At 60.1% G+C, this 21,594-nt stretch carries 19 protein-coding genes; 14 read left to right on the top strand and 5 right to left on the bottom strand.

Annotation, left to right across the window (positions count from 1 at the left end; genetic code table 11):
* Entirely contained in the window at positions 1-297 is a 297-nt protein-coding gene (locus tag F0184_RS01075) for a hypothetical protein (protein WP_150493574.1), read from the top strand.
* 102 nt (positions 298-399) lie between these two features.
* Here F0184_RS01075 and F0184_RS01070 read toward each other — a convergent pair whose 3' ends face one another.
* Positions 400-870: a TspO/MBR family protein gene (locus F0184_RS01070; RefSeq protein WP_150493572.1), complete on the bottom strand. Its 471-nt coding sequence runs from the start codon at positions 868-870 to the stop codon at positions 400-402.
* A 189-nt stretch (positions 871-1,059) separates the two neighbouring features.
* On the opposite strand from F0184_RS01070, the gene F0184_RS01065 reads away from it, so the two are divergent.
* A complete protein-coding gene (locus F0184_RS01065; protein WP_150493570.1) occupies positions 1,060-1,824 on the top strand; it encodes an SDR family NAD(P)-dependent oxidoreductase in 765 nt (254 codons plus the stop codon).
* A gap of 36 nt (positions 1,825-1,860) precedes the next feature.
* Here the strand turns inward: F0184_RS01065 and F0184_RS01060 are convergent, their stop codons facing one another.
* The 3 genes from F0184_RS01060 to iolG all read right to left on the bottom strand — a co-directional run bounded on the left by F0184_RS01060 (position 1,861) and on the right by iolG (position 4,799).
* Positions 1,861-2,532, bottom strand: coding sequence for a DsbA family oxidoreductase (locus F0184_RS01060; RefSeq protein WP_150493568.1), 672 nt, complete (start codon positions 2,530-2,532; stop codon positions 1,861-1,863).
* Between the two features lie 115 nt (positions 2,533-2,647).
* Positions 2,648-3,769 (bottom strand): Gfo/Idh/MocA family protein, encoded by a 1,122-nt coding sequence (locus tag F0184_RS01055; protein ID WP_150493566.1) that lies wholly within the window; start codon positions 3,767-3,769, stop codon positions 2,648-2,650.
* A 28-nt stretch (positions 3,770-3,797) separates the two neighbouring features.
* Positions 3,798-4,799: an inositol 2-dehydrogenase gene (gene iolG / locus F0184_RS01050; RefSeq protein WP_150493564.1), complete on the bottom strand. Its 1,002-nt coding sequence runs from the start codon at positions 4,797-4,799 to the stop codon at positions 3,798-3,800.
* Positions 4,800-4,923: 124 nt separating this feature from the next.
* Between iolG and F0184_RS01045 the strand changes: the two genes are divergently transcribed.
* From F0184_RS01045 to iolB, 8 genes are all read left to right on the top strand, one after another.
* On the top strand, positions 4,924-5,742 hold the full coding sequence (locus F0184_RS01045) for a MurR/RpiR family transcriptional regulator (protein WP_150493562.1): 819 nt from the start codon (positions 4,924-4,926) through the stop codon (positions 5,740-5,742).
* A gap of 136 nt (positions 5,743-5,878) precedes the next feature.
* Positions 5,879-6,820, top strand: a complete 942-nt coding sequence (locus F0184_RS01040) for a sugar ABC transporter substrate-binding protein (protein WP_172971934.1) — start codon at positions 5,879-5,881, stop codon at positions 6,818-6,820.
* A gap of 270 nt (positions 6,821-7,090) precedes the next feature.
* Entirely contained in the window at positions 7,091-8,218 is a 1,128-nt protein-coding gene (locus F0184_RS01035; protein WP_172971933.1) for an ABC transporter permease, read from the top strand.
* A 1-nt stretch (position 8,219) separates the two neighbouring features.
* Positions 8,220-8,999: an ATP-binding cassette domain-containing protein gene (locus tag F0184_RS01030; protein ID WP_150493560.1), complete on the top strand. Its 780-nt coding sequence runs from the start codon at positions 8,220-8,222 to the stop codon at positions 8,997-8,999.
* A 19-nt stretch (positions 9,000-9,018) separates the two neighbouring features.
* A complete protein-coding gene (locus tag F0184_RS01025; protein ID WP_150493558.1) occupies positions 9,019-10,965 on the top strand; it encodes a bifunctional 5-dehydro-2-deoxygluconokinase/5-dehydro-2-deoxyphosphogluconate aldolase in 1,947 nt (648 codons plus the stop codon).
* Positions 10,962-12,791, top strand: a complete 1,830-nt coding sequence (gene iolD, locus F0184_RS01020) for a 3D-(3,5/4)-trihydroxycyclohexane-1,2-dione acylhydrolase (decyclizing) (RefSeq protein WP_150493556.1) — start codon at positions 10,962-10,964, stop codon at positions 12,789-12,791. The genes F0184_RS01025 and iolD overlap by 4 nt, the downstream gene beginning before the upstream one ends.
* An 18-nt stretch (positions 12,792-12,809) precedes the next feature.
* Positions 12,810-13,706 (top strand): myo-inosose-2 dehydratase, encoded by an 897-nt coding sequence (gene iolE / locus F0184_RS01015; protein WP_150493554.1) that lies wholly within the window; start codon positions 12,810-12,812, stop codon positions 13,704-13,706.
* On the top strand, positions 13,703-14,506 hold the full coding sequence (gene iolB, locus F0184_RS01010) for a 5-deoxy-glucuronate isomerase (protein ID WP_150493552.1): 804 nt from the start codon (positions 13,703-13,705) through the stop codon (positions 14,504-14,506). The genes iolE and iolB overlap by 4 nt, the downstream gene beginning before the upstream one ends.
* Before the next feature lie 73 nt (positions 14,507-14,579).
* Here iolB and F0184_RS01005 read toward each other — a convergent pair whose 3' ends face one another.
* A complete protein-coding gene (locus F0184_RS01005; protein WP_208998268.1) occupies positions 14,580-17,003 on the bottom strand; it encodes a methyl-accepting chemotaxis protein in 2,424 nt (807 codons plus the stop codon).
* A 349-nt stretch (positions 17,004-17,352) separates the two neighbouring features.
* On the opposite strand from F0184_RS01005, the gene F0184_RS01000 reads away from it, so the two are divergent.
* From F0184_RS01000 to F0184_RS00985, 4 genes are read left to right on the top strand one after another with little or no spacing between them, the layout of a single operon-like run.
* A complete protein-coding gene (locus F0184_RS01000) occupies positions 17,353-18,729 on the top strand; it encodes a V-type ATP synthase subunit B (RefSeq protein ID WP_150493548.1) in 1,377 nt (458 codons plus the stop codon).
* Positions 18,729-19,352: a V-type ATP synthase subunit D gene (locus tag F0184_RS00995; RefSeq protein WP_150493546.1), complete on the top strand. Its 624-nt coding sequence runs from the start codon at positions 18,729-18,731 to the stop codon at positions 19,350-19,352. Before F0184_RS01000 ends, F0184_RS00995 begins: the two co-directional genes overlap by 1 nt.
* The gene (locus tag F0184_RS00990) at positions 19,349-21,142 is read left to right on the top strand and encodes a V-type ATP synthase subunit I (RefSeq protein WP_150493544.1); all 1,794 of its coding nucleotides are present in this window, start codon (positions 19,349-19,351) and stop codon (positions 21,140-21,142) included. The genes F0184_RS00995 and F0184_RS00990 overlap by 4 nt, the downstream gene beginning before the upstream one ends.
* Positions 21,139-21,588, top strand: coding sequence for an ATP synthase subunit C (locus F0184_RS00985; protein ID WP_150493542.1), 450 nt, complete (start codon positions 21,139-21,141; stop codon positions 21,586-21,588). The genes F0184_RS00990 and F0184_RS00985 overlap by 4 nt, the downstream gene beginning before the upstream one ends.
* Positions 21,589-21,594 lie beyond the last annotated feature (6 nt).

Here is a 21,594-nt window from a genome sequence, read left to right as displayed (position 1 = left end):
ATGCTGCCCGCTTGGTTCGATAGGCTCGTCATATCGGGGGACATTGTTCTGATCGCCTCCGCCGTGATAGTCGTAGAGGCGGTGCTCATCGCCCTCTTTCGCAAACGGTTGCGGGCCCCGATGAAGCTCCTGTTGACCCTTGGAGCGGGATTCGCGCTGCTTGGCGCTTTACATGCGGCTCTCAGTGGCGCGGGGACGGTTTCGATCGTCGTCTGGCTGCTCTTTGCCCTGACTTGCCACACGCTCGATCTGACGGGCCGTCTGTTTCCCAAACCGCAGGACAGCGGACGGACCTGACTGTTTGGCTGGTTCCGGCCGGCGTGCCCAGGCCGACGCCAGAAATGTGCCTCCAAGACTGAGTTTCCGCCTGACTTTCTCAGAAAGGCAAGCACCGAAGGCTCACCCGGTGGCCGGGCCACGAGCCTGATCCAGGTTCATTTGCCACACGACCCTGTTCAGCGTCGCCGCAATGGTTGTCCATACCAGATAGGGCACAAACAAAAGGGAAGCCGTCGGTGAAACAGGCCAGGCGGCAATGATGTAAACGACTATGGCCGCCCACATGAAGCAGACATCAATAAACGCGATATCCATTCGCTTCAGGCCAAAAAAGATCCAGGACCACGCGGCGTTCAAGACGAGCTGGAGCGTCCAGACCGCCATCGCGATCCCAAGGCCCTGCTGCTGCCAGACCAGCCAACCGGAATAACCGATCATGCAATAGAGGATGGTCCAGACAACGGGAAACGCCCAGCTCGGGGGCGTCCAGATTGGTTTTCGCAAGGAAAGATACCAATCGCCAGGCTTGAAGATCCCACCGGTCGTTGCGGTGGCGAAAACCATGACTGCGATGACGATTGCGGAAAGCATGGGACCTACCCTGTTGAACCGCAACCCGCTTGCCCTTGAATGAGAACCGGGGCGGCTGGGCATGCATATGGCTCATGGACGACAGTTGATCAAGGCGCGGAAAGCATGACAGTGTCGCCCGGATGAATCACAGATGGCCCTGAGATCATGGTCACGCCCGTCAGTCAGATCGAAAAAGGGAGCCCTCGCATGCCGGCCATGTTTCCAGATCTCAAGGACACTTCCGTCTTTATTACAGGCGGAGGATCTGGAATCGGCGCCGCCCTCACCGAGGGGTTCATGGCCCAGGGCTCGAAAGTCGCCTTCGTCCAGAGAACAGATGCCGCAGCTTTTTGCGACCAAATGGAACGCAAGCATGGTTCCCGGCCGTTCTTCATTCCCTGCGACATCACGGAAATACCCGCGCTGAAGAGGGCGATGGACGAGGCGGCGGAGATGAACGGCCCCATCACTGTGTTGGTCAACAACGCCGCCAACGATCAACGCCATGATACCGAAAAGGTGACGGAAGAATTCTGGGACTGGTGCCAGGCGGTGAACCTCAAGGCCTATTTCTTCGCCTGTCAGCACGCCATAGCGGGCATGCGCCTTGCTGGGGGCGGGTCAATCGTCAATTTTTCCTCCATAGCCTACATGATGGGTGCCGCCGGGTTTCCCGGCTACGCGGCGGCAAATTCCGGCATAAACGGCCTGACTCGAAGCCTTGCCCGCGAATTCGGCCCCGATGGAATCCGGGTCAATGCCATTGCGCCCGGCTGGGTCCTCACCAAGCGTCAAAAAGACCTATGGGCAACACCTGAAAAACTCGCGGCCCATATCGAACGCCAATGTCTGAAACGCGAGCTAGCGCCCGCGGACATCGTCGACCCGGTTCTGTTTCTTGCCTCGCAGGCCAGCGCCGCAATGACGGGCCAGTCCCTCGTCGTGGACGGAGGTGTTGCGGTAACCGGCTAGGCCAGGCGGGAATACGGCCGGCCGCGCGGCAGGCTCTCAAGTGCTGAAATGGCCGTTCAACTGCCTGAGAATGGACACATACGCATCGACACCCTGCGCCCCGCTGACCAGGTGCCGCCGGTCGAAAATAACCGCCGGAACCCCCTGAATGCCTTGATCTGTAAAGAACTTCTCCTCCTGGCGCACGGTCTGGGCAAACCGCCCGTCCGAAAGCACGTCTTGCGCCTCGGCGGGGTTCAGTCCCACACCTTGGGCGATTTCCCCCAGCACAGTGAGATCGTTCAGGTCCTCATGGCGGATGAAATAGGCCTCGAAAAGAGCCATTTTCAAGGGGTGCTCCTTGCCGTAAGGCCCGGCCCAGTGGAGCAGTTGATGCGCCCGGAAGGTATTCACCATGCGCATGTCATCGCTGTAGTTGAAGGCAAAACCCAGCTCGAGCCCGAGGGCGGTGAGGCGCTCACGGGTCTGGGCCGAGGCGGCCTCATCCAGCCCATATTTCCGGTGAATATGATCGCGCAGGTTTTCGCCGTCCTCGGCCATGTTCGGATTGAGTTCAAAAGGGTGCCACTTCACCGTGGCCGGCGTTCCGGTCTGATGGATCGCCTGCTCAAGCTGCTTGAAACCGATCACGCACCAGGGGCACACGACATCCGACACAATGTCGATCTGAAGATAGTCCTCAGGCTTGGCCGCATCGATCGTGTTCATGGCGCGCTCCTTCAGTCCACGTTCGCATCGACCATGCGTGGAAAACAGGTCGATTTCACGTCAATTTCAGACGCGGCCCGGCTTTCCCACCACAGAGTCTTCCGCCCGACCGTCTTCAAAGGTGGATCCGGGTACCGGTTTGGCCCGATCGCGCGATTGCATGTATGACGGCTTCGAAATGATATGCATCCGCGAAGGAGGGCTGGGCGGCGCGACCTTCCACAATCGCCCGGAGCAATTCCCGCGCCTCGATCACCTTCAGATCGTTGAAGCCAAGCTGGTGTCCGGCCGCGGGGACGAAGGCACCATATGGCGGATGGGCGGGTCCGGTCAGAAGCGTCTTGAACCCCTGCTCGGCGGCCGGTCCATGGTTTTGGTAGAGCCGGAGCTCGTTCATTCGTTCCTGGTCGAAGGTGATCATGCCCTTCGTGCCGTGAACCTCAAACGCGATATAGGACTTGCGGCCCCAGGCACTGCGGGAAGTGGAGATGATACCGTGAACCCCGTTTTCGAAGGTCAGGAGCGCAGATGCAATGTCCTCGTTTTCGACCGCCCTGCGCTCAAGGCTCCCCTCGCCCAGCGGCCGCGTTTGATGGACCGTGCGGGTCTCCGCGATCAGGCTTTCCACTGGCCCGACAAGCTCCGTGGCGAGTGAGACAAGGTGGCAGCCAAGATCCCCAAGCGTGCCGAGGCCGGCATCCGCGGTGGTGGCGCGCCAGGTCCAGGCGAGATCGGGATCGGCCTGATAGTCCTCATCGACCATGCCGCGAAAATGCACGATCCGGCCAATAGCTCCCTCGGCGATGAGTTTGCGGGCGTGCGTGATCGCCGGATTGTGCAGATAATTGTAACCGACGATCGTTCTAACCCCCGCCTTTTCCGCCTGAAGCGTGAGAGCCTGCGCATCCTCGAGCGTCAACGCCATCGGTTTTTCCAGATGAACGTGCTTTCCCGCCGCGAGTGCGGCCGTCGCCATCTCCTTGTGCGCCTTGTTCGGAGTGGTGATGCACACGATGTCGACGCGCGAATCGCGGATCAGGTCCTCCCAACTGTCGGTGGCGCGGGCAAAGCCGAGTTGGTCTTTGAATTCAACGGCCTTGTCCTGCGGGACATCGCAAAGCACTTCAAGACGCGGCCGGGGCACATCTCCGAAAACCGCCTTGACCGCCCCATAGGCCAGCGCATGGCATTTGCCCATAAAGCCCGTTCCGATCAGCCCGATACCAATGCTGTCCATGTACGTTCCCCGGATCTTTGCGCCGCCATCACCCGACTTCAGCGGGCGAAACAGGCCGCTTTTCGGATACGGACAGGAGCGCGGCCTCGGCCAATTGAAGCGCCTTCAGGCCGTCTTCTCCCCCCGGCTGCGGTGCTTTGCCCGATTTGACGGCCTCCACAAAGGCCGCGATTTCAGCCGCATAGGCCTCGGTGTACCGGGTCATGAAGAAATCATGCAGTGGCGGGCGCTGATAGCCGGCTGCGGTGGCAATCTCGATGGAAACCGGCCGCTGGTTTTCGGCCGACACCGCCCCAAGAGAGCCATGCACCTCAATACGCTGGTCATAGCCGTAGGTGGCCCGGCGGGAGTTCGAGATCGAGGCTTGCTTGCCGGACGCGGTCGTCAGGACGATCGAGGCACTGTCGAAGTCCCCGAGTTTGCCGATTTCCGGATCCACGAGATTGGACGCAACCGCGTAGACGCTATCCACCTCTTCCCCGAGCAGAAAACGCGCCATGTCAAAATCGTGGATTGTCATGTCCCGGAAAATGCCGCCTGAGGATGTGATGTAGGACGGCGGCGGCGCGCCAGGGTCTCGGGACGTGATTTGCACCATTTCGACATCGCCGATTTGGCCCGAGTCGATCGCGGCCTTGACCGCCTGGAAATGCGGATCAAACCGGCGGTTGAACCCGAGCATCAAGACTGCCCCGGTCCGCTCCACCACGGACAGGCATGTTTTCACCCGGTCCAACGACAGGTCGATTGGCTTTTCACAGAAAATGGCTTTGCCGACGCGGGCGAAACTCTCGATCAGATCCGCGTGAGTGTCCGTTGGCGTGCAGATAATCACCGCATCCACGTCCTGGGCATCCTCGATGTCCGCGACACTTGCCACACGGGCGCCATATGCAGTCGCCAGCGCCGTGGCGGCTTCCTCAAACGCATCCGCAACGGCCACAAGTTCAACGTCATCTGTGGTCGCTACAGCCTTCGCATGGACCTTTCCGATCCGGCCAGCTCCAAGGAGCGCAACTTTTAGCGTCATGGGAAGATCCTTTTGCGAGAGTGATACCGGATTGGGGCCCTCGAAAGCGGGCGCTTGCCAGGTTGGAATAAAAATTCCAAAATCATCTTTGATAGAACGTGTCAAGAAGCAAAAGAGCGCCCCAATGACCGACCCAACCGCTCCGCAGACCATCGATGCCTTTTTCGACCGCTTGTCTGCCGAGGTCGACACGCTTCCCAAAAGGCTGAAGCAGTGCGCCGACTATATCGCCACCAACCCGGACCGGGTCGCTGTGTCCACCGTCGCCGAACTGTCGGAAGCCGCAGATGTTCAACCATCCGCTTTCATGCGGTTTTGTCAGGTCATGGGATTTTCCGGCTTTTCGCAGATGCAAAAGCTTTTCCGGTCCGATTATTCACAAAAATGGCCCGATTACATCACCCGCCTGGCGAAACTGCGCGAGCACGGAGCGGAATCCCCCTCCGCCCTGCTTGCGGAATTTGTCGATGTCGGTCGGACCTCCCTGGAAAACCTGATGACCAGCGTTGATCCGGCGGAGCTGCAAACGGCCGTCGATCTTTTGGCAAAAGCGGACACAATCCACCTCGTTGGTTTTCGCCGGGCGTTTCCGGTCACCTCCTATCTCGCGTATGCCTTTGAAAAAATGCAGGTTCCGGCCGTCCTTCATGCCGGAACCGCCAATCTCGATCAAACGGCCCTGGTTCGGCCCGGCGACGCAATCCTCGCCGTCACCTTCGCGCCCTACACCCAGCAGACTGTCGAAATCGCGGAACTTGGGCGCGCCAGGAATGCAAGACTGGTGGCCATCACGGATGTGATCACGAGCCCTTTGGCCCGCCTGGGCGCGACCACGCTTCTGGTTTCGGAACTGGATGTCGGCGCGTTTCGCGCGCTCTCCGCCAGCCTTTCCCTCGCGATCACACTGGCCGTCTCCGTGGGCGCGGCCAGGAACAGAATCTGATATTTGGAAAAATTCTATTGCATGAATCGTAAAATGGAATTTATATTCCAAATGCGATCAAGCAAGATCGCCGCATAAACTCACGGCCCTGCAAGCCTGACCGCTTGCGCCAAGAATTCGTTCTGGGAGGAACAAAATGAAAAAGACGCTTCTCGCAATGGCCGCGGCGGCCGTTGCGTTCACGGGGTTCTCCGCGCCAGCTCTGGCGGAGGGCGAACGCTTCGTTCTGGTCAGTCATGCCCCCGACAGCGACAGCTGGTGGAACACGATCAAGAACGCGATCCAGGTCGCTGGGGAGCAGATGAATGTCGAGGTGGAGTATCGCAATCCGCCGACCGGCGACCTTGCGGACATGGCACGCATCATCGAGCAAGCCTCGGCTTCAAACCCGAACGGTATCATTGCGACCATCGCCGACTACGATGTTCTGTCGGGTCCGCTGTCCAATGCCGTTGCAAAAGGCATCCCGGTCATCACGATCAACTCGGGCACGGAAGAGCAGTCGAAGACGCTCGGAGCATTGATGCATGTCGGTCAACCGGAACATGCGGCGGGCATGGGAGCTGGGGAACGGGCAAAGGCGGCCGGTGTCACGAAATTTCTTTGCGTGAACCACTATATCACCAATCCCGCTTCTGTTGAGCGCTGCCAGGGCTATGCCGATGCGCTTGGTGTCGACCTGGACGGCCAGATGATTGACGCGGGTCAGGATCCGGCGGAAATCAAATCCAAGGTGATGGCTTATCTCCAGGGCAATCCGGACACCAACGGGATCCTGACCCTCGGGCCGACCTCCGCGCATCCCACCCTCGCGGCGCTGGAGGACCTTGGCAAGTCCGGGACGATCCATTTCGGCACATTCGATCTGTCGACTGAAATCGCCGAAGCCATCAAAGGCGACGTGATCAATTTCGCCATCGATCAGCAGCCTTATCTGCAGGGCTACCTGCCGGTCGTGATCCTCACCAACTTGTCCCGCTATGGCGTTGTTCCCGGAAACTCGATCAATTCCGGCCCGGGCTTCGTGACCAAGCAGAACATCGCGCTGGTCGAGGAATACGCGGGTCAGTACCGGTAACTTGACGGACGGCACCGGACGGCTGCCCATGACCGCCGTCCGGTACCGAACCTGACCGAACCGGGCCGCCAAGCCCGCACTCTTTCAACACAAAATGCGGCGGCGAGCCGCTCGCAGCGCCCATCCAGAGCACCCGTCCAGATCAACGGGAGCTCCGCAAGAAGCGCCCAGAGATGCTCTGCCACCCAAAAAGCGATCGGCCCCGGGCGTCCAAACGATCCCGCTTCGGCATCGGCCGATCCAGAGCAAATGGGCCGCAGGAGGAAACCTATGGCTGAAGCCAACCAGGCAGCCGCGCCGATCAAGGACGAACGGGTGCGCGAAATGTCCCCGTTGCGCAAGGCGCTCATCCGCCCGGAACTGGGCGCGATTTGCGGGACGATTGTCGTTTTCCTGTTCTTTCTCGCCATTGCCCGAGACAGCGGCATGTTCGCGCCGGAAGGCATCATCAACTGGGGAACCGTGGCCGCCCAATTCGCAATCATCGCGGTCGGGGCCTGTCTCCTCATGATCGCGGGTGAATTCGACCTGTCCGTGGGCTCCATGATTGGCTTTTCAGGCATCGTGATCGCCCTGATGACCGTGCAATGGGGCTTTCCCGCATGGTTCGGGATCCTGGTCGCCTTCGCCCTCGCCCTGGCAATCGGAGCCTTGAACGGTTTTCTCGTGATCCGCACGGGGCTGCCGTCCTTCATTGTCACCTTGGCCTTCCTCTATATCCTTCGCGGCCTGACGATTTTCATTTCCATCACCACCACGCGCAAAACCATTATCGGCGGCGTGCGTGAGGCATCCGAAGGCGATCCGATCGCGTGGCTATTCGGCGGCAAAGTTTTCAATGGCCTGTTTGTCTGGCTCGCCGATCTCGGGATCGTCGATACCTTTGTTGCCGGACCCAAGGCCGGACAACCGGTCGTCGAAGGCATTCCCATGCTGATGATCTGGGCTCTGGCACTGATTGTCTTCGGGCATCTCCTGTTGACCCGCACGAAATTCGGGAACTGGATCTTTGCCTCCGGCGGCGATGCCCAAGCCGCGAGGTATGTCGGTGTCCCGGTCAACCGTGTGAAAATCTCGATGTTCATGTTCTCCGCCTTCTGCGCGACGGTCTTCGCGACCTGCCAGGTCATGGAGTTCGGCTCGGCCGCCGCCGATCGCGGCCTCTTGAAGGAATTCGAAGCCATCATTTCAGTGGTGATCGGCGGTGCCCTGCTAACGGGCGGTTATGGCTCGGTGATCGGCGCGGCTCTGGGTGCGCTGATCTTCGGGGTCGTCCAACAGGGATTGTTTTTCGCGGGCGTGGAGAGTTCCCTTTTCCGGGTTTTCCTCGGGGTGATCCTGCTGCTCGCCGTCATCCTGAACACCTATATCCGCCGCATGATCACAGGAGAACGCTGACATGTCCGCTCCCTTGATCGAGCTTGTCGATATCGAAAAGCACTTCGGCCCCGTGATCGCGCTCAATGGCGTTTCCGTGTCCGTCAAGGAGGGCGAATGCCATTGCCTCCTCGGCGACAACGGCGCGGGGAAATCCACCTTCATCAAGACCATGTCCGGGGTTCACAAACCCACCCGCGGGACCATCCGCGTCCAGGGCGCGGAGGTGACCTTCAACAGTCCCCGGGATGCCATGGAGGCCGGTATCGCGACCGTGTATCAGGACCTGGCGATGATCCCGCTCATGTCGGTCACGCGGAACTTCTGGATGGGACGGGAGCCGGAAAAGCGCTTCGGGCCGTTCAAGATGTTCGACTTTCACACCGCGAATAAAGTCACCTTGAGCGAGATGGCCAAGATGGGTATCCACCTGCGCTCCCCGGATCAAGCGGTCGGCACTCTTTCAGGCGGCGAGCGCCAAACCGTTGCCATCGCCCGCGCCGTCTATTTTGGGGCAAAGGTCTTGATTCTGGACGAGCCGACATCGGCGCTCGGCGTTCGTCAGACCTCGAACGTGCTGGCAACCATTGACAAGGTGCGCAAGAAGGGGATTGGCGTCGTCTTCATCACCCACAATGTGCGCCATGCGATGGCCGTGGGTGATCGCTTCACCGTTCTCAACCGTGGCAAGACGCTTGGCACGGCAGCGCGGGGCGAGATCAAGGCCGAGGAGCTGCAGGACATGATGGCGGGCGGACAGGAACTGGCCGCACTCGAAGGCTCGCTCGGCGGCACGATTTGACAGGACGGAACAAGACCCCGTGAAAACACTCGATGTCATCACCATCGGCCGGTCGTCGGTCGATCTCTACGGCGCACAAGTGGGTGGCCGGCTGGAGGACATGTCCTCCTTCAACAAATATATCGGGGGGTCGCCCACCAATATGGCCACCGGCACGGCGCGGCTCGGGCTGAAATCCGGGCTGATCACGCGCGTTGGCGACGAGCATATGGGCCGCTTCATCCGCGAAGAGCTGGCGCGCCATGGCGTCGACACACGTGGGGTCATTACCGATCCCGACCGGTTGACGGCGCTCGTTCTCCTCGGCATCCGCGACCAGGAACAATTTCCGCTGATTTTCTACAGGGAAAACTGTGCGGATATGGCGATTTGCGAGGACGATATCGATCCGGGTTTCATTGCATCAACGCGGTCGGTCGTTGCAACGGGCACCCATCTGAGCCATCCGCGCACCGCCGCGGCAGTCTTGAAAGCCGTTACCCTGGCGCGGGCGGCCGGCGCGAAAACGGCACTGGACATCGACTATCGGCCGAACCTGTGGGGCCTCTCCGGACATGGAGATGGGGAGAACCGGTTCATCGCCTCCCCGGCCGTAACCGAAAAGCTTCAGTCCACACTTCATCTTTTCGACCTGATCGTGGGCACGGAAGAGGAGTTTCATATCGCTGGCGGATCGACCGAAACGGTCGAAGCCCTCAAGAACGTGCGCAAGGTGACCGGCGCCACGCTCGTCTGCAAACGCGGACCGATGGGTGCATCCGCCTTCATTTCCACTATCCCCAAAAGCCTTGACGAAGGCATTTCGGGACCCGGGTTTCCGATCGAGGTCTTTAACGTGCTGGGCGCGGGAGACGGGTTCATGTCCGGGCTTCTGCGAGGCTGGATCACGGGCGAGGACTGGGTCACGAGCCTTACATATGCAAATGCTTGCGGAGCGTTGGCCGTGTCCCGGCACGGCTGCACCCCGGCCTACCCAAGCTGGACCGAGCTTCAGTTCTTCCTGAAACGCGGGGTCATTCGCAAGGATCTGCGCAACGACCCGGAACTCGAACAGATTCACTGGTCAACAACGCGGGCCTTTGCGAAGGGCGGCGACTGGTCGACCATGCGCGTTTTCGCATTCGACCATCGTATTCAACTCGAACAAATGGCGGATGAAATCGGGGCTGGCCACGACAGGATCAACGCCTTCAAGGCTCTGTGCCTCGATGCCACGATGAATGTCGCGAATGGCAGACCCGGTTACGGGCTGTTGTGCGACAGCCGGTTGGGCCGCGATGCCCTGTACAAGGCCGCCGGAACCGGACTTTGGATCGGCCATCCGGTCGAGTGGCCAGCCTCCCGGCCACTCGAGCTGGAACCCGAGATCGGTCCGGATTTCGGCGGCCTTGCCGATTGGCCGGCGGAGCATGTGGTGAAGGTGCTGTGTTTCTACCACCCCGATGATGCCGAGGAGATGAAAGCCCGCCAGGAGGAGGTCCTGAAACGCTTGTTCGCCGCTTGCCGCCGCAATAGGCTCGAGACGCTTTTGGAGGTCATCCCCTCCAGGGTTGCGCCGGTATCTGACGATACGACCGCGGCCGTGATCGAGCGCATGTATCAGATTGGCCTTTATCCCGACTGGTGGAAGCTGGAACCCATGACCTCCGAGTGCGCCTGGGCAAAGGCTTGCCGGACGATCGAACGTTTCGATCCCTATACGCGGGGAATTGTGGTCCTTGGGCTGGAGGCATCGGAAGACGCACTGTCGGAGAGTTTCCGACAGGCTGCCAAGTTCGACATGGTCAAAGGCTTTGCTGTGGGCCGCACAATCTTCGCGGACGCGGCGCGCAAATGGCTTGTCGGCGACATCACCGACGCCGAGGCCGTTTCCGACATGACAAACCGGTTCGCCCGCCTGTGCCGGATCTGGGACGACGCCCGGCAAGCGGACGAACCGGCACAGCTCAAAGGACTGACCGCATGACGACACTTCGCCTGACCGCGGCCCAAGCCATGGTCCGCTATCTGATTGCTCAGAAGAACGAGGACGGGGCGCCTGTGATCCCCGGCTGCTGGGCCATCTTCGGCCACGGCAATGTGGCAGGGCTGGGAGAAGCCCTGGCCGCCGCGGAGGACCGGTTTCCGACCTGGCGCGCCCACAATGAACAAGGCATGGCTCATGCCGCCATAGCCTTTGCCAAGGCGAGGAACCGAAAACAGGCAATGGCGGTCACAACGTCGATTGGTCCGGGAGCGACCAACCTGGTGACGGCCGCCGCTCTGGCCCATGTGAACCGCCTTCCGCTCCTGTTGATCCCGGGAGATGTCTTCGCGAACCGCGGACCCGACCCGGTCCTCCAGCAAATTGAGGATTTCGACGACGGCACGGTCTCCGCCAATGACTGCTTCCGCCCGGTCAGCCGCTACTTCGACCGGATTACCAGGCCCGAACAGCTCATGACGGCCTTGCCCCGGGCCCTGGCGACGCTGACCGACCCGGAACGCTGCGGCCCCGTCACCCTTGCCTTCTGCCAGGACGTTCAAGCCGAGGCGTTCGATTATCCGGAAAGTTTCTTCGCCGAAAGGGTATGGCGCCGGCGCCGTCCACGCCCGGACGCAGGTCAACTTGGCGACGCGGCCGAAGCGATCCAGGCCGCCCGGAAGCCGATGATTATCGCGGGCGGCGGTGTCCATTACGCAGACGCTTGCAGCGCTTTGAAAGCATTCGCCGAAACCCATCAGATCCCGGTGGCCGAAACCCAGGCCGGGAAATCCGCCCTCCCATGGGATCATCCGCTCAACCTCGGTTCCATCGGTGTCACCGGTTCATCCGCGGCCAACACCATCGCGGAGGAGGCGGATCTCATCATCGGTATTGGCACACGGTTTCAGGATTTCACCACAGGGTCCTGGGCCTTGTTCAAGAACCCGGACCGGACCATCCTGTCGATCAACCTTGCGGCCTATGACAGCACGAAGCATCAGGCCCTCCCGCTGGTCGCCGATGCCAGGATCGCGCTGGAAGAGCTGTCGGCCCATCTTGGTTCCAAAAGGTTCACCGGCCCGGATCCTGCCTTGAAGGAAAACTGGCTGCGCGCGGTTGACGCAGCGGTCGCACAGCCATCCGGCAACATGCTGCCAACGGATGCACAAGTGATCGGTGCCGTTCAAAGATCAACAGACGAGGACACCATCGTTCTGTGTGCCGCGGGCGGTTTGCCCGGCGAGCTTCACAAGCTCTGGAAAGCCTCCAGACCCAACGGCTACCATGTCGAGTACGGCTATTCATGCATGGGATATGAAATCGCCGGCGGGCTCGGCGCCAAGATGGCCCAACCGGACCGCGAAGTGGTGGTGATGGTCGGCGACGGCTCCTACATGATGATGAATTCGGAGCTGGCGACATCGGTGATGCTGGGCCACAAGATCATTGTCGTTGTTCTGGACAATCGTGGCTACGCCTGCATCAACCGCTTGCAGATGGGCACCGGCGGCCGAAGCTTCAACAACCTGCTGGACACCGCGCGCCATGTCACCCCGAGCGCGATCGACTTTGCCGCCCATGCCGCGTCCATGGGCGCAACGTCCGAAAAAGTGGCCAGTCTGGATGAGCTGGAGGCAGCCATGGGCCGTGCGCGCGCCTCATCCCGGTCCTATGTCATCGTGATCGATACCGACCCGCTGCCCTCAACCGAAGCCGGCGGCCATTGGTGGGACGTCGCCGTACCTCAGATCTCCGACCGCGCGGAAGTGAAGGCGGCACGGGAAACCTATGTGGCCGCGCTCAAGAACCAGCGGACCGCCGACTGACCTCACAGGAAAAGACACATGATCCTTTACGGCACAAACCCGATCGCCTGGGCGAATGACGACGACCAGACCCTTGGTGCGCACATCCCGACCGAACAGATCCTGAAGGAAGCCGCCGAGATCGGTTTCGATGGCATCGAAAACGGCCACCGCTGGCCGGACGACAAGGAAGAGCTCAGGCAATTGCTGGGCAGTCACGGCCTGAAATTCATTTCCGGCTGGTACTCTCTCAATCTTCTGACACAGAGTGTGGAGGAGGAGAAACGGCTGATCCAGTCACATCTCGACAAACTGAAACACAACGGCTGCTCCGTCTGCATCGTTTGCGAGACATCCAATTCGATCCAGGGCCAACCGAAACCCCTGTCCGAAAAGGCAGTGCTCTCGGATGACGAGATGAAAGCGTTCGGGGCAAAGGTCGAGGCGCTGGCCGCTTACTGCGCCAGCCAGGGGATTGACCTGGTTTATCACCATCACATGGGCACGATCGTGGAGACGCCGGAAGAACTCGATGCGTTCATGGCCGCAACCGGTCCGGCAACCAAACTGCTTTTTGACGCCGGTCATTACTACTTTGGAGCCAAGGCGGCGGACCCGCTCCCGGCCTTGCAAAAACATATCGGCCGCGTCCGTCACGTTCACGCGAAGAATGTCCGCCCGGCCGTGATGGCCGAGGTCCGCGCGAAAGGGCTTTCCTTCATGGATGGGGTCCGCGCGGGGGTTTTCACGGTTCCGGGCGACGACGAAGGCGGGGTGGATTTCGAACCGCTTCTTCTGGCTCTCAAGGAGGCCGGCTATCAGGGCTGGATCGTGATCGAAGCGGAGCAGGACCCGGAGGTCCGTGATCCGGTCACCTACCAAAGCCTCGGACTGAAGACCTTGAGATCCATCGCAGAAAAGGTAGGCCTGACATGAGCCGTCTTCTCATCAAGCCGTCCGCAAAGGCCGGCAAGGTTCATCATATCACTCCCGAGAGCGCAGGCTGGGGATATGTCGGGTTCGGGCTGTATCATCTTTCTGCTGGCGAAACAGCCCGGGAAGACACCGAAGATCGCGAGGTTATCCTGGTGCTTGTCGAGGGCCGGGCGGAGATTTCCACCCAAGACCAGGTGTTCGGGGAATTGGGCGAGCGGATGAACGTGTTCGAGCGCACCAAGCCGGCCTGTGTCTATGTGCCCAACAATTTGGCCTGGTCGGCACGGGCGACGACAGATTGCGTTCTCGCGGTCTGCTCCGCACCGGGCAAAGGCAATCACAAGGCTCAAGTGATCACCGATATCGGGTTCGAGGAGCGCGGCAAGGGCGCGAACACCCGATACATTCATCCGATTGCCATGGAAGACAAGACGATCGCCGACAGCTTGCTGGTGACCGAAGTCTTCACGCCCGCCGGGAATTGGTCATCCTATCCGCCCCACAGGCACGACGAAGACCGCTTTCCCGACATGACGTATCTTGAAGAGACCTATTACCACCGGCTCAACCCCGCCCAGGGTTTCGGCTTCCAGCGGGTGTTTACCGAAGACGGGGAACTGGACGAAACCATGGCCGTTTCCGACGGCGATGTGGTGCTGGTGCCCAAAGGCCATCACCCTTGCGGCGCACCTTATGGCTACGAGATGTATTATTTGAATGTCATGGCCGGCCCCATCCGCAAATGGCGGTTCCAAAACCACCCGGACCATGACTGGATTGCCCAGCGCGACGCGAATTAGACAGAGAGGTGAACGCGGGACCTTCCGTCAATCACGCGGACGCGCCGGATTGAATCTCGCAACGGGCTTTCGTTCAGGCGGCCAGCGCCTCATCTTCCTCGGCCAGTCCCTGGACGAACTCCACTCCGATTCCGGCCCCGGTTTCGCGAACAACCTTTGCCGGAATCTGACGGCTTCCGCCCAGAACCAAAGTCACCGCATCGCCAATCTTGACGCCGTGCACGTCGACAACCTGAGCACCGTTTTGGCTGATATCGACCAGTTGCGCGGAATGGCGCAAGCCGTTCTTGTCGATCAACGACACATTCCGCGTGACGCTGATCCTCAGGGCCTTTCTGCGATCCTCCGCATCACGTGCAACGTCTTCCAGGAACTTGGCGACTTCGCTCGCAAGCTTCTCACTGGCCTTCGACACCAGCTCGGACGCGGAGTTGACGGTTGCCGCTTCGGCGGAAGTTTTCTGGATCGCCTGCGATACGAAGGTCATGTTCTTCGCGGCCTGCCCGGTCCCGTCAGACGCAAAACGCGCCGACTGGGCGATTTCCTGCGTGGCGGCGTGCTGCTCCTCGATCGCACCGGCCACCACCGTGGTCAATGAACGGATTTCATCAACCTTGTCGGTTATGTTGTTGATCGAGCAGGCGGCATCTCGCACGGAGTCCTGAATACCGGAAATCTGGCTAGAGATTTCGTCGGTCGCCTTGGCGGTCTGGTCGGCCAGTTCCTTCACCTCAGCGGCGACCACCGCAAACCCGCGCCCGGCTTCGCCAGCACGCGCCGCCTCGATTGTCGCGTTCAAGGCGAGCAAATTCGTTTGGGCCGCGATATCCCGGATCAGGCTCACCACGCTTCCTATATGCTCGGCCGCCTGGGACAAAGCCGCAACATTCCGGTTGGTAGCATCAGCCGCTTCGACGGTCTGGTCGACAATCTGGCTCGTTGTCTCGGTTTGGCTGGCAATCTCTTGAACCGTACTGGTCATTTCTTCGGTTGCGCTTGCAACCGTCGCCACGTTTTGGGAGGCATGATCGGATGCATCGCTTGCCGATGTCGCTTGATCGGACGCCCGCACCGCCAACCCGGTCAGCGTTTCGGAACTCTCCTGCATCCGTTTCATCTGGCTCCCCACCGTTGCGAGGCGTTCGTCCATGATGGTCCGGAATTGCGCAATCACCTTTTCCATATGGGTTTGCCGATGGCGCTCACGATCCCGCTCCTGCAGCGCCTTGCGTTCCAGATGGACGCGTTGCTCGGCGTTTTCACGGAAGATGACGACGGCCTCGACCATTTCGCCGATTTCGTCTTTCCGGGTTGTCTCATCCAGTTCGATTGATGTGTCCCCGCTGGCCAACCGGTTCATCGCAAGAACAATCGTCTGGATTGGTTTGACGATGGAGCGCGCGGCCCAAAGACCGATTGCAGCGGCCACAACCAGCAGGAGCAGACCGATCATGGCCATGCGATTTCCCATGATCACGACCGGCGCCTGCGCTTCACGGTCGGCTTGCATGGCAACGATGGCGAACCGCTCTCCCTGGTAGTCGAAGGCGGTCGCCTCAACGTCCATCTTTTCGCCGCGGAAAAGCGGATCGTAGCCAAAGGCTGCACCGGTCGAAAATGCCTGATCGACAATCGGGCTCTCAACCCTGGTCGCAAGAATATCATTCTTATCGGGTGTCGACGGGGAATCGTTTCGCATCAGCCGGTCAGCGCCAATGAATGCGAGTTCGCCGGTTTCGCCCAGCCCCATGGCTTGGGACATCAGCCCATTGATCCGATCGATCGGCATCTGGAAAGCCAACACACCAACAGCCGACCCATCAGCATCGTGGATCGCATGGGCCATGAAACTCGCGGGGGCATCGTAGCTCGGACCGTAAGGTGCAAAATCCTCGAATGCGATTGGATTGCGATCTTTGGCCGCGAGCGCTTCGCGGAAGACGACCCCGAGGTCACTGGAGGCCCATTCTCCTCCGCCTTCCTTGAAGTTGGTGGCGTAGTCCAGTTCCTTGAAAACCGAATAGATCAGGTTGCCTTCCGTATCGAACAGAAACACATCGTAATAGCCCTGATCCTGCTGCAGGCGGCGGAACCAGGGATGGTATCCGGCGTGAACCGCGTCGTAGGCAGATCCGGTGCTGCCGGCATCGAGCAAGTGTTTCGCGCCTGTGGGATTTGGATTGTCCGTGATGTAGATCCGTTGCAGTTCTGTCTCCGGATCCACTCCGGTTCCGGCAAGTTGCGTCCACGCGTCCGCGAAGTCTTTGACCGCGGCAACCGTGCCCGGGCTCTCAGCGACCAGAACGAGCTCGCGTTCGATCGCCTCGAGATAGCTCTTGATACCCGTTACCGCGGTCTCCGCTGCCGCAGTCAACCGGTCTTCCGTGAGCCCGCGCATGCTGGAAACCGATGTCAGATAACTGGACACACCAATCCCGATGCCAACCAGAGCGGCCACACCGACCATCAGCAACGGCACCTTCCGTGCCAACTTCATATGCGCAAACATTACCTACCTCAAAGTTCGCCAAGCCGCTTTCGAGCCGCGCCTGAAAACGTATGCATCCCCACCAAGTGCACTGAGGATCACCGGATCGAGTTAACGTTGAGTAATTACGGGCGAAGGCTGTCATCACAAACACTTACCGCAGAGCAAAAAATCAAAAGTGACATCCGTAATTTGACGGATATTTCAAACATCGCGCCCCTGTTCGCGATGCCATACGGATCACTACGAATTTCGATTGCGGCAACGCAGCAATAAGGTTCCCGGCGTAAGATCAATGCCGAGTTGTATAGATCCCTTTCACACAAGGCGTTATCAAACCAGGTAAGGGGGTGTTCGGATGCTGGTGGCCCACACACGGATTGTCGATATTGTCGGCGATATCATCCGCATCAAGGTCTCCGCGTCGGGCAAGGCCACCGAGGGGCGGCCCTGTCTGGGTGATCTGGCGATGGTCGATGCCGGCGATGGGATCACTTCGCTCGCACAGGTCATCAACATCGACCATGATATGGTGTCCCTGCAGGTGAACTCCGGCACCAAGGGCTTGGCAAACAACGCCTCAGTTCGTTTCCTTGGCGAATCCGCCAAGGTCACCTATTCCGAGAACATCCTTGGGCGCGTCTTCGATGGGGCCGGCACGCCGATCGACCGCGGGCCAAGCCTGTCAAACGACCCGACCGTTCCGATCGGCGGCCCATCCGCGAATCCGATGAAACGGGTCCTGGCGTCGCGTATGATCCGAACGGACGTCCCGATGATCGACGTCTTCAATTGTCTGGTGGAAAGCCAGAAAATCCCGATCTTCTCGGTATCCGGCGAACCCTACAATCAGTTTCTGGCCCGGATCGGCATTCAGGCCGACGCCGACATTGTCGTGTTTGGCGGTCTGGGCCTGATTTTCGACGACTACGCCTTTTTCCGGAAGCAGTTCGAGGACGCCGGCGTGTTCCCGCGAACGGTCATGTTTGTGAACCAGGCCTCGGACCCCGTCGTGGAACGCCTGCAGGTCCCCGACATGGCACTGGCGGTGGCTGAAAAATTCGCCGTCGAGGACGGCAAGCGGGTCTTGGTGCTCATGACCGACATGACCGCCTTCGCGGACGCGATGAAGGAGGTCTCCATCGCAATGGAACGCGTGCCCGCCAATCGCGGCTACCCCGGTGACCTTTATTCCCAACTGGCGCGGAGATACGAAAAGGCCTGCGATTTCAAGGGGTCAGGCTCGGTCACCATTTTGACGGTGACGACCATGCCTGGAAATGACGTGACCCACCCGGTTCCGGACAACACCGGCTACATCACCGAGGGCCAGTTCTATCTTCACTCCGGGGTCATCGATCCGTTCGGATCCCTCTCCCGGCTCAAGCAGCATGTGATCGGCAAGGTGACCCGCGAGGACCACAGCCAAATCATGAACACCATGATCCGGTTCTATTCCGGCGGCCGGGACGCGGAGCAGAAACTGTCCATGGCGTTCGAGTTGTCGGACTACGATCACCAATTGCTGAAATTCAGCAGACTGTTCCGCGAGCGCTTCATGGACATTGAAGTGTCGCTGCCCTTGGAAGCGGCCCTCGACCTGTGCTGGCAAACCCTGGCGGAGTGTTTCGAGCCCGGCCAGTTGATGATGAAGCAGGGATTGATCGACAAGTATTTCCCGGCAAGCGCGGCAACGGTGCTGGTCGCCGGCGCTGGCCCAGACAAGGCGGCGTGATGGCGAAGCTCGCGCTCAACAAGGCGTCACTCGCCCGCGAAAGCGCGCATCTTGCCGAATACAAGCGCTTTCTGCCTTCGCTTGAGCTGAAACGCCTGCAGATTGTCGCCGAACGCGCAAAGGCCAAGGAAACCGTCAAAAAGCTCGACGATGCCTACAAGCGCCGGTTCGCGGAAATCGTCCGCCAGTTGCCGATGATCTCGAACGACAACGTCCCCTTGGAGGACATGGTCACCATCACCCGGATCGACATCGGGGAGCAGAACCTGTCGGGCACGCGGCTTCCAAAACTCGGCAACGTCGAGATGGAGACAGCCGCCTACTCGTTGCTGGGCCGCCCTCACTGGGTCGACCCGACCTGCGCGGCCATTCGCGAACTGGTGAAACTAAACATCGAGCGGCGGATCGCGCACGAACGGATCGACCGGCTTCTGGAAGCGGAAGCCGTGATCTCCCGGCGCGTCAACCTGTTTGAGAAACGATTGATCCCGCAGGCCGAGCAAAACATTCGGAAGATCCGCATGGCGCTCGCGGACGCGGAACGGGATGCGGTGGTGCGGGCCAAGATCTCGAAACGGAAAACCGCGGCACGCGCGGCCGACCAAAAGGTGGCCGACCTATGAGTATAACCGCCCTCCAGAAAGTCAGCCTCATCGGGGTTATGGACGACAAGGAAGCCGTCCTGGAAACCCTCCAGGCCTTTGGGCGGCTTCACCTCATTCCCTTGACCTCTGCACAAAAGGAACTCGAGGCCGTTTCGAGCGGACGCGGTCAGGAGGCTGTCGATGCCCTGCGCTGGATTATGGCCTGCGACGATCAGAGGCGCCCGGTCAAGGACGCAACGGATTTTCAAACAGATCAGATCGTCCACCAGGCCCTTGCTAACCGCACCGCGTTCCGGGAAGCGGAAGACCTGCGGTCCGCCTTGATCAAGCGGATCAAGGAAGTCGAGCCGTGGGGAGAGTTTTCCTTCACCGATCTACAAGATATCGGTGACCAACGGCTGTGGTTCTACATTGTTCCGGCAAATAAAGTGCCCCAGATCGACCTTCAGCACAAAATTATCGAGGTCGTTCATCAGGACAGGTATCGCGCCTATATCGTGCTGCTATCGCCGGAAGAACCGCCTGCCGACGCCATGCCGGTTCCTCGGGCCCACATCGGCAGCAAGTCCCTGTCCGAGCTCAATCGGGAACTGGAGCGGACCGAGATCCTGATCGAGGATTTGGAACAGGAGCGCCAGGCCCTCACCAAATGGCGGGTGCTGCTGGCGGAGAACCTCGCCAGTGCAAGGGACCGGTCGGCACGCGCCCGCGCCGCGCTCGAGACGGCCGATGAAGAGCGGATCTTCCTGCTGCAAGCATGGGCTCCCGCCGATAAACAAGACGAGATCGAAGCGCTCGCCGGTGAGATGGGGGTTGCCGCAAGCTTTGAGGATCCCGACCCGGGGGAAATCCCGCCGACGCTCCTCCATAATCGTCCCGAATTGGCGGCTGGCGAGAGCCTTGTCGAATTCTATCAAACGCCGAGCTACCGCGATTGGGACCCGTCCGTCATTGTCTATGTCTCCTTTGTCCTGTTCTTCGGCATGATCATGACGGATGCGGGCTACGGACTGTTGCTGCTCGGCCTTCTCTACCTGTTCAAGCGGCGGCTGACCGGCGGAGAAACATCCCGGCGCCTTTTCAAGATGGCCGTCTGGTTGACGATTTCCACCACGGTTTTCGGGGTGCTCACCGGCAGTTACTTCGGCATCACTCCGTCCCCGGACAGTCTTCTTGGTCGTTTCAAGATCATGGATCTGAACGACGTCGACACCATGATGAAGATCACGCTGACGATCGGCGCGGCCCATTTGATCCTGGCCAATCTCATGCAGTCCTGGCACGCCAGCGGCCGGGCGGACCGGCTCCAGCCCATCGGCTGGGCCATCGTGGTGGCGGGCGGCATCTCGACGTTTTTGGGCCAGGATACGGTGATCGCCAGTCTTGGACCCGTTGCCGTGGTTACGGGCCTGATCATGGTCGGCGTGTTTGCCAGCGACCGCGAGGTGACATCCTGGAAGACGGCGGGCTTGCGGGTGTTTGACGGTCTGGCCGCTCTCGCCCGCATCGTCAACGTGTTCAGCGATGTTCTCAGTTACATGCGCTTGTTCGCTCTTGGGCTGGCAGCGGCGTCGCTCGCGGAGACCATCAACAATCTGGCCGGCCAGCTTCAGGAAGCCGTTCCAGGCATTGGCCTTTTGATCGCCCTGCTTGTGCTGGCGGTCGGCCACATGATCAATATCGGCCTTGGCCTGATCGGCGGTACCGTCCATGGCCTTCGCCTCAATGTCATAGAGTTTTTCAATTGGAGTTTGAAGGGCGAAGGCACTCCATTCCGCCCCTTCAAAAAAGAGGAGACAGGCCTGTGAACGAATTCGTACTGGCACTCGGTTGGTTTGGACTTTACGCCCCGGTTGCCCTGGGTGCGATCGGCAGCGCTTGGGGATGTGCGCTGGGGGGCAGCGCGGCCATTGGAGCCATGCTGGATTCAGATGGCGGCTATGGCCGGTTTATCGGGGTCTCACTCATGCCCTCGTCTCAGGTGATCTACGGGATCGTCATCATGTTCGCGCTGCAACGGGAAACGATGACCCCGGAATCGGCCGCTGCCTTGTTCGGCATCGGGGTACTCGCCGGTTTCGCCATGCTGTACTCGGGTATCCGGCAGGGCGAGGTTCTGGCCTCGGCCATTCATGCCTCGAAGGCCAAACCGGAAATCTTCGGCGTATCGCTCGCCCCCGCGGCCGTTCTGGAGGGGTTCTCGGTGTTTGCCCTCGTGTTCGCCCTTGTCCTTTCCGGCTCCATTCCGAACTGAACCGGG

Source organism: Roseibium aquae (assembly GCF_008711285.1).
GTDB classification, from domain to species: Bacteria; Pseudomonadota; Alphaproteobacteria; order Rhizobiales; family Stappiaceae; genus Roseibium; species Roseibium aquae.
The sequence above is the reverse complement of the archived record's forward strand: the minus strand, read 5'-3'. Positions and strand labels throughout refer to the sequence as shown.

Excerpts from the sequence above, each read along its gene's own strand:
- F0184_RS01060 (WP_150493568.1), bottom strand. The coding sequence starts at position 2,532 with ATGAACACGATCGATGCGGCCAAGCCTGAGGACTATCTTCAGATCGAC.
- F0184_RS01030 (WP_150493560.1), top strand. The coding sequence starts at position 8,220 with ATGTCCGCTCCCTTGATCGAGCTTGTCGATATCGAAAAGCACTTCGGC.
- iolB (WP_150493552.1), top strand. The coding sequence starts at position 13,703 with ATGAGCCGTCTTCTCATCAAGCCGTCCGCAAAGGCCGGCAAGGTTCAT.
- F0184_RS01035 (WP_172971933.1), top strand. The coding sequence starts at position 7,091 with ATGGCTGAAGCCAACCAGGCAGCCGCGCCGATCAAGGACGAACGGGTG.
- F0184_RS01000 (WP_150493548.1), top strand. The coding sequence starts at position 17,353 with ATGCTGGTGGCCCACACACGGATTGTCGATATTGTCGGCGATATCATC.
- iolG (WP_150493564.1), bottom strand. The coding sequence starts at position 4,799 with ATGACGCTAAAAGTTGCGCTCCTTGGAGCTGGCCGGATCGGAAAGGTC.
- iolD (WP_150493556.1), top strand. The coding sequence starts at position 10,962 with ATGACGACACTTCGCCTGACCGCGGCCCAAGCCATGGTCCGCTATCTG.
- F0184_RS01055 (WP_150493566.1), bottom strand. The coding sequence starts at position 3,769 with ATGGACAGCATTGGTATCGGGCTGATCGGAACGGGCTTTATGGGCAAA.
- F0184_RS01070 (WP_150493572.1), bottom strand. The coding sequence starts at position 870 with ATGCTTTCCGCAATCGTCATCGCAGTCATGGTTTTCGCCACCGCAACG.
- F0184_RS01005 (WP_208998268.1), bottom strand. The coding sequence starts at position 17,003 with ATGAAGTTGGCACGGAAGGTGCCGTTGCTGATGGTCGGTGTGGCCGCT.
- F0184_RS00995 (WP_150493546.1), top strand. The coding sequence starts at position 18,729 with ATGGCGAAGCTCGCGCTCAACAAGGCGTCACTCGCCCGCGAAAGCGCG.
- F0184_RS00990 (WP_150493544.1), top strand. The coding sequence starts at position 19,349 with ATGAGTATAACCGCCCTCCAGAAAGTCAGCCTCATCGGGGTTATGGAC.
- F0184_RS01040 (WP_172971934.1), top strand. The coding sequence starts at position 5,879 with ATGAAAAAGACGCTTCTCGCAATGGCCGCGGCGGCCGTTGCGTTCACG.
- F0184_RS01075 (WP_150493574.1), top strand. The coding sequence starts at position 1 with ATGCTGCCCGCTTGGTTCGATAGGCTCGTCATATCGGGGGACATTGTT.
- iolE (WP_150493554.1), top strand. The coding sequence starts at position 12,810 with ATGATCCTTTACGGCACAAACCCGATCGCCTGGGCGAATGACGACGAC.
- F0184_RS01045 (WP_150493562.1), top strand. The coding sequence starts at position 4,924 with ATGACCGACCCAACCGCTCCGCAGACCATCGATGCCTTTTTCGACCGC.
- F0184_RS01065 (WP_150493570.1), top strand. The coding sequence starts at position 1,060 with ATGCCGGCCATGTTTCCAGATCTCAAGGACACTTCCGTCTTTATTACA.